Source organism: Piscinibacter sp. (genome assembly GCF_050175855.1).
In the GTDB taxonomy this organism is placed as follows: domain Bacteria; phylum Pseudomonadota; class Gammaproteobacteria; order Burkholderiales; family Burkholderiaceae_C; genus Piscinibacter.
In genome coordinates, this window is record NZ_JBFXIO010000279.1 from 1 (window position 1) to 7,060 (window position 7,060).

Genomic DNA, 7,060 nt, shown 5'->3' on the forward strand with positions numbered 1-7,060 from the left:
CCGGTAACAGTGCGACCGCCAACGATGCCGGCGCGATCGACCTGACCGCGCCCAGCGTGACGGTTGATGCACCCGCACTGACCAACGACTCGACCCCCACCATCACCGGCACGACCAATCTGCCGGCCGGCTCGACCGTCAGCCTGGTGGTCACCGACGCCAATGGCATCGCTCAGAACCTCACCGCCACCGTCGCCGCTGGCGGCACCTACTCGGTCGATGTGCCGGCCGCGCTGGCCGAGGGCAACTTCACCGTGCTGGCCACGGCCACCGATGCCGCCGGTAACAGCGCGACCGCCAACGATGCGGGTGCGATCGACCTGACCGCGCCGACGGTCACCCTGACCCTCGACCCCGTTACTGCCGACAACGTGTTGAGCGCCACCGAAGCCGGAGGCAGTGTCGTTCTCAGTGGTGTTGCCGGCGGTGATGCCGCCGCAGGCGACATCGTCGTGCTGGCCGTCAATGGCCAGTCCTACCAGGCCACGGTCGGCGCCGGCGGCAGCTTCAGCGTCTCGGTTCCCGGCAGCGCGCTGGCGGCGGACCCAGACACGCGGGTCGACGCGAGCATCACGCTCACCGACGCGGCCGGAAACAGCAGCACCGCCACCGCCGGCCAGCTGTACAGCGTCAACACGCCGCCGGCCGGCACTGACCGCACGGTGAGCACGGCAGAGGACACTGCCTACCAGTTCGCGGCCTCCGACTTCGGCTACACCGACACGAATGGCCAGCCGCTCGCCGCGGTGCGCATCGACAGCCTGCCGGCCGCCGGCCAGCTGCTGCTCGGCGGCGTCGCCGTGGTGGCGGGGCAGTCGATTGCCGCGGCCGACCTGGCCAATCTGAGCTTCGTGCCGGCCACCGATGCGAACGGCAGCGGCTATGCGAGCTTCAGCTTCTCCGTCAGCGACGGCATCGACTTCGACGCCGCGCCGAACCAGCTCACGATCGACGTCACGCCGGCCAACGACGCGCCCATCGCCCAGCCCGAAGCCTTCACCGTTGCCGAAGACGCCGCCGTGGTCAGCGGCGCCGTGACCGCCACCGACGTCGACGCCGGCGCCACGCTCATCTTCGCCCTGAATGGCCCCGCACCGTCTGGCCTGAGCTTCAACGCCAACGGCACCTACAGCTTCGACCCCGCCGTCGCGGCCTACCAGTCGCTCGGTGCCGGCCAGTCCACCGTCATCACGGTGCCCTACACGGTGACCGACAACGCCGGCGCCAGCTCCGGCGCCAACCTCGTCATCACCGTCACCGGCACGAACGACGCGCCGGTGGCCGTGGTCGACACCGGCTCGGTGAACGAGAACGCCACGATCACGGCCACGGCCGCCACCGGCGTGCTGTCGAACGACACCGACATCGACACGGGCGATGCGCGCACCGTCTCGGCCGTGTCGTTCGGGGCCACCGGCGGCACGGTCGGCAGCGCGCTGGCCGGCACCTACGGCACGCTCACGCTCAATGCCGACGGCTCGTACAGCTACGCGGCCAGTCAGAGCGCCGCCGAGGCACTGGCAGGTGGCCAGGTGGTCACCGAGACCTTCAGCTACACGGTGCGCGACAACGCCGGCGCCACGTCGACGACCACGCTCACCTTCACGATCACCGGTACCGACGATGCGCCGACGATCACCGGCCCGCTCGCCGGCAGCGTGCAGGAGGACACCACGCTGTCGAGCACCGGCACGCTGGTGATCACCGACGCCGATGCCGGCCAGTCCGGCTTCCAGGCGCAGACCGGCACGCCCGGAACCTACGGCAGCTTCAGCATCACGGCAGCAGGCGTGTGGACCTACACGCTCGCCAACGCCGCTGCCAACGTCCAGGCCCTGCCCTCGGGCGCGGCACCGACGGAGACCTTCACCGTCACCACCGTCGATGGCACCACGCGCACCATCACGATCACTGTCAACGGCACCGACGACGCAGCGGTGATCTCGGCGGGCACGGGCGCCGTCACCGAGGACGTCGCTGTCACCGGAGGCAACCTCGGCACCAGCGGCACGCTGACCGTCACGGACATCGACACCGGCCAGGCCGGCTTCCAGCCCCAGGTGGCCACGCCCGGCACCTACGGCATCTTCACGCTCGCGGCCAGCGGCGCGTGGACCTACAACGCCTCCAACGCCAACCCCGCCATCCAGGCGCTAGGCGCCGGCCAGAGCCTCACCGACACCTTCACGGTGCGCTCGGTGGACGGCACCACCTCCACCGTCACCGTCACCATCAACGGCTCCAACGACGGCCCTGTGGCCCAGGCGGCCGGCTTCAGTGTCGCGGAGGACGCCGCCGTGGTCACCGGCGCCGTCACCGCCACCGACATCGACAACGGCGACACGCTGACCTTCGCCCTCAACGGCGCCGCACCGGCCGGCCTGACCTTCAACGCCAACGGCACCTACAGCTTCAACCCGGCCGTCGCGGCCTATCAGTCGCTCGGGGTCGGCCAGCAGCAGATCATCACGGTGCCGTACACCGTTACCGACAGCGCCGGTGCCACGTCCACCGCCAATCTCGTCATCACCGTCACCGGCACCAACGACGCACCGGTGGCCAACGCCAACACGGGCCCGGCGACCGAAGACACGGCGCTGACCATCGTCCCGGGCGTGCTGCTGGCCAACGATACCGACGTCGACAATGGCACGACGCTGACCATCACCAGCGTGCAGAGCCCGGTCAACGGCGCGGTGGCCCTGGTGGGCGGCAATGTCGTCTTCACGCCCACCGCCAACTACAGCGGCCCGGCCTCCTTCACCTACACGATCTCCGACGGCCAGGGCGGCAGCTCGACCGCGACGGTCACGCTGAACGTGGCTGCGGTCGCGGATGCGCCGACCTTGGTCGCGCCGACGCAGATCAACACCATCGTGCAGGGCGCCAGCACGGCCAGCACCGAACCCGGCATCACGCAGGCCACCCTCGAGAGCACGCTGGGCCTGGCCAGCGGGGCACTCGATGGCTTCGCGCCGCCAGCAGGCAGCACGACCAATGATCCGGGCAATGTGAACGTGATTGATGGCAAGAGCTCGAACTACACGCTCGAGCTCGGTGCAGGCAACGTCGCCTCGTTCAACTGGCAGTTCTTCAACGGCGAGGACACCACGAGCGAGATCAACGGCGGCTACAACGATCTCATCGTGCTCGTCGTCACCGATCCCAACGGTGTGAAGCAACTCGTGCAGCTCACGTCGTCGGAACAGACCGGCCGCAACACCAATGGCGCCGCCGCCGACGCCACCGGCACCTACAACTTCACCGCGACCACCGCGGGCGAGTACCAGTTCTCCTGGCTGGTACTCAACGGCGGCGACGGCGGCAAGGACTCGTCGATGACGGTCTCTGCACCGACGGTCTCCGTCGGCGGCACGGTCTACGGGCAGCCCATCGATCTGGCGATCAGCGCGGGCCTGTCGGACCGCGACGGATCGGAGTCGCTGAGCGCGATCACCATCTCCGGCGTGCCCAGCGGCTTCGCGTTGTCCGCGGGCACCAGCCTCGGCGGCGGCAGCTGGAGCGTCACCGCGGCACAGCTGGCCGGCCTGAAGCTGCTGCCGGCATCCGGCTTCACGGGCAGCTTCGATCTCAACGTCAGCGTGACTTCGACCGAGGCGAGCAACGGCAGCACGGCCACCAGCACTCAGTCGATCGCCGTCACGATCTCGTCGACGACGGCCAACCAGGCCGGCACGCAGAACGCGGACACGATCAGCGGCACGGCGGCGAACGACTCTTTGCAGGGCTTCGCCGGCAACGACACGATCAATGCCGGAGACGGCAACGACCTCGTCTACGGCGGCGACGGCAATGACACGATCGACGGAGGCAATGGCAACGACATGCTCTATGGCGGCGCCGGCTCGGACATCGTCAGTGGCGGCGCAGGTGCCGATCGCATCCAGGGCGGCGCCGGCAACGACACGCTCACGGGCGGCACCGGTGCAGACGTGTTCGCGTGGGCGTTGGCCGACCGGGGCACGACCGCCGTGCCGGCAGTGGACACGATCACCGACTTCAACGTGGCCACACCGGCCACGGGCGGCGACGTCCTCGATCTGCGCGATCTGCTGAGCGGCGAGAACCTGGGCAACCTGGCCAACTTCATCCACTTCAGCACCGACGGCACCTCGACGACGATCCAGATCAGCTCGACGGGCGCCTTCAGCGGCAGCAACTACGGCACGGCCACCGACCAGACGATCGTGCTGCAGAACGTGAACCTGTTCAGCGGCGGGTTCAGCAGCGACCAGCAGATCATCCAGGACCTGCTCAACAAGTCGAAGCTGGTGGTCGACGGCTGAGATGCCGCGGCGCGCCCGGGCACCGCGGTCTCAGCCCCCGCTGGCGCTCACCCAGGGCCCGGTCTGGGCGTCGACGCCGCACTGCCACAGGGCGTCGGCGTCGGCCTGCGCGGCCACGCCTTCGGCGATCACCTGCACCGACAGGCTGTGCAGCATCGTCACCAGCCCGGCGGCGAAGCCGGCACGGTGGGTATCGCGACCGACGTCGCGGGTGATCGAGCCGTCGAGCTTCACGTAGTCCAGCCCCAGCTCGAACAGGCGCTCGATGCGGCCGAGGCGCTCGCCGGCATGCTCGAGGCCGAGCCGCGCCCCGGTGGGCCGCAGTTGCCGGCCCAGTTCGCGCACGAGCTCGAAGTGGTCGGCCGCGGCGGCCTCGGGCACCTCCAGCCACACCTGGCGCGCAGCGCGCGGTGCCTGCATGAGCTGAGCCCGCAGCCGCGCCGCGAAACCACTGTCCGACAGCGAGCCAATGGCGAGGTTGATGGCCCGAGGCTGGCCGTCCAGCGCGATCGCGCCAAGTGCCAGCGACAGCGCCCGTTCGTCGAGCGCCGCGGTCAGGCGGGCCCGTGCGGCCAGCGGCAGCCAGCGCGCGGCCGGCTCCTGCGGCCCTTCGGGCTCGATCTGCACGCGCAGCGGGCACTCCAGGTGCACCAGTTGCCCGCCCTCGCCGCGCACCGGGTACTCCACCAGCGCCACCCGGCCGGCGCCCAGCGCCTCGTGCAGCCGGCGCCGCCAGCCGCCTTCGCCCATGCGGGCCAGGGCCTGGCCGGGCTCGCCCGCGCTGGCCACCGCGAACGGCCCCTGCGCTTCGGCACGCGCCAGCGCCATGTCGGCCTGCGCCATCAGCTCCGCCAGCGGCATGCCACGCGCGGCCTCGACGGCACCGGCCGCCACCGCGGCCTGCCGGCCGAATGCCGGCAGCACCGCCTGCAGCGCGGCGGAGACGGCCCGTGCCGTCTCCTCGGCCACACCGCCGGCGGGCAGGCACATCGCGAAGTCCGAGCCGTTGAGCCGGCCGACGAAGCAGCCGTCGACGCGCGCGGTGTAGGCCTGCAGGGCCTGCGCCACGGTCTCGATCAGGCGATCGGCGCTGGCGTGACCGATGCTGCGGTTGAGCTCGGCGAGGTCGAGGATGCGCAGCAGCACCAAGCCGCCCTCGGCGCTGCCGTCTTCGCGGTGCAGCATCGCGTCGAGCTGGCCGAGGAAGTGGGCGCGGTTGGACAGGCCGGTCAGCGCGTCGCAGTTGGCCTGCCGGCGCAGGGTTTCGACCTGCCTGGCCTGACCTTCGAACACCTGCTTGAGTCGCGCCACCATCGAGTTCATCGCGCGCACCAGCCGGCGCAATTCGGGCGTGCCGGGCTCGTCGACGGTGACGTACTCGCCACGCTCGAGCGAGCGAGCCTGCTCCACGGCCCGCTCCAGCGGCCGGCGGATACGCCCGACGAACAGTGCGCCAGCCAGCGCGGCCAGCAGGCCCAGCACCAGCATGGCCGAACCGGCGCGCTGCACGGCGTGCCAGAGCTCGTCGTGCGCGAAGCTGTCGTGGCTCTCGACCTCGACACGGCCGATGGCCCGCCAGCCGTCGGACACCTGCGCCACGCCAGCCGGCGACTCGATCGGCAGCAGCCGTTCGAACCAGCGCGGCGCGTCCAGCGGCCGCGGCTGCGCCTCTCGGGCGAACAGCACGGCGCCGTCGCTGCCGACCAGGCGGATGCGCCGGTAGTAGCCGGTATCGAACTGCGCCGACAGGGCCAGGTCCATCAGCGCCCGGTCACCCTTCTGCTGCGACAGCACCAGCGCCATGGCGCTGGCGTTGTCGGCGTTCTTCAGTCGCAGTTGCGACTGCAGGGTGTCGCGCATCGAGTCGGTGTGAACGGCTACGCCGCCGACGAAGGCCAGCACGATCACGACGAACAGCTTGAGCCAGATCTGGCCGATCAACGACATGAGAATCTCCCTGGCGTCATTGGAACCCCTCCGAACTCGCCTTCGCAATGATTTCGCGCCAACGCGACAGCCGGCTCACCGGATCGCCGGCCGGCGCGCCCGCAGTGCCTTGCCACAGGCCCTCGCTGTTGAAGCTGAAGACCGGCGTGAGGTCGGGCCGTCGCGACGCGGGGCGCACCTCGCCGATGAGGTTGTCGAGGATCAGCGGTTCGGCGCCGGGCTGCGCGTACCAGGCGAGCACCATGTGCGCCTGGCTCACGCCGCCGGGCCCGCCGATCGCCGCCCTCACGTAGACCAGCCGCAGCTTCGCCACCGGCACGCCCGCGGCCAGCAGGCTGAAGTACTTGGCGATCGCGTAGTCCTCGCAGTCGCCCATGCCCTTCTCGAGCATCTCCAGCGGGCTGGCCCAGTGGTCGTCCTGGCCGAAGGCGATGCGATCGTCGGTGAAGACCACCCGGCGGTTGAAGAACTCGTTGACCTTGGCGAGCAGCGCCACCTCGTCCCCGAAAGCGCCCTCCGCCAGGAGCGGCTGCAGGGCCTTCACCGCCGCCAGCGCGCGCGGCCCGGTGCGCTGCGCGGCCTGCGTCATGCGGTCGCGGTCCCAGGCCACGCTGGCAGCGCCGACGAGACTCGACACGACCAGCGCAGCCGCACCCAGGCGCCGCAGCCAGGGCCGGTCTGGGGGTCTCCTCGTTTTCAGTGCAATAAGTGACGGTACGCAAAGCTAGCACTGGCGCGGGGGTGGTCTGGGTAGACCGTTGATTTCATTGACTTTCCTGTTCGCTTTGTAAACGGGTATGGTGGCC

General features: G+C 70.3%; 3 protein-coding genes. 1 reads left to right on the forward strand and 2 read right to left on the reverse strand.

From position 1 onward, the window contains the following. The coding region (locus tag AB7U92_RS18705; protein WP_428580388.1) for a beta strand repeat-containing protein at nucleotides 1-4,307 on the forward strand (4,307 nt) is incomplete at its 5' end. A gap of 30 nt (nucleotides 4,308-4,337) precedes the next feature. On the opposite strand, the gene AB7U92_RS18710 is transcribed toward AB7U92_RS18705, so the two are convergent. Then, nucleotides 4,338-6,254, reverse strand: a complete 1,917-nt coding sequence (locus tag AB7U92_RS18710; protein WP_428580391.1) for an EAL domain-containing protein — start codon at nucleotides 6,252-6,254, stop codon at nucleotides 4,338-4,340. Between the two features lie 16 nt (nucleotides 6,255-6,270). Beyond that, complete coding sequence (locus tag AB7U92_RS18715; protein WP_428580394.1) at nucleotides 6,271-6,891, reverse strand: transglutaminase-like cysteine peptidase; 621 nt, start codon at nucleotides 6,889-6,891, stop codon at nucleotides 6,271-6,273. Nucleotides 6,892-7,060 lie beyond the last annotated feature (169 nt).